A 683-nucleotide genomic window follows, 5' to 3' on the forward strand; every position below is an offset into this window, starting at 1 on the left:
CCTAATTTACCGATTATTTATGCAGGTAATAGAAAAGAAGCAAATCACTGGTCCTTAAGGTTCTTTGAAGCAGTACTCAAAAAACATAATGACCCAACCAATGATGCTATTGCAACAGCAGTTGCTAAAACGCGTACTACAAAGTCAACGCCACTGTGGCTAAAGGTTAAAAAGGCGATATTGCAGGAAATGCCAAATGAGTTTACGTTTGCAGATTTAAAAAACCATCTGTCAGATTTAACCGATCAACAGATAAGGTCTCAGCTTTATAAGCTAAGAGACGATAATGTCGTCAAAAGTGAAGGCAAAGCGCGTGCAGTGAAATGGTTAAAAATTCAATAAGGCATACCCATGAAAAACCAGAATAATGATAATAAGAAATTCGATGAGATATTGTCTGAAACCAATAAATGCAAAAGCCCTGAAGAGGTAAAGAAAAAGCTAGAGGAATATGGTTTTGCATTTTATGATGATGGCGATGATATTGAAGATCAGGAGGAATTGATTGCTAAACCTGAGACGCAAAGACAGCAACGGATTGTCGATTATTTTGAATCTAATATTCAACCATCAGAAGTCATACTATGTGATTTCCTGGCAGAAAAATATTCAGATGACTGCAATATGCCTTTGATCAGGAAATATTTTAAATCTGGCAACATTAACCTTAAGCACTTGATCAT

Annotated in this window: 2 protein-coding genes; both read left to right on the top strand. The window is 36.0% G+C overall.

Annotation, left to right across the window (positions count from 1 at the left end):
- Positions 1-342: hypothetical protein (locus tag DNJ75_RS15095; RefSeq protein ID WP_157968424.1), on the top strand; the 342-nt coding region annotated here is incomplete at its 5' end.
- Positions 343-351: 9 nt separating this feature from the next.
- A partial coding sequence (locus DNJ75_RS15100; RefSeq protein WP_157968425.1) for a hypothetical protein occupies positions 352-683 on the top strand: 332 nt, incomplete at its 3' end.

The organism is Cysteiniphilum litorale (genome assembly GCF_003428165.1).
GTDB lineage: Bacteria > Pseudomonadota > Gammaproteobacteria > Francisellales > Francisellaceae > Caedibacter > Caedibacter litoralis.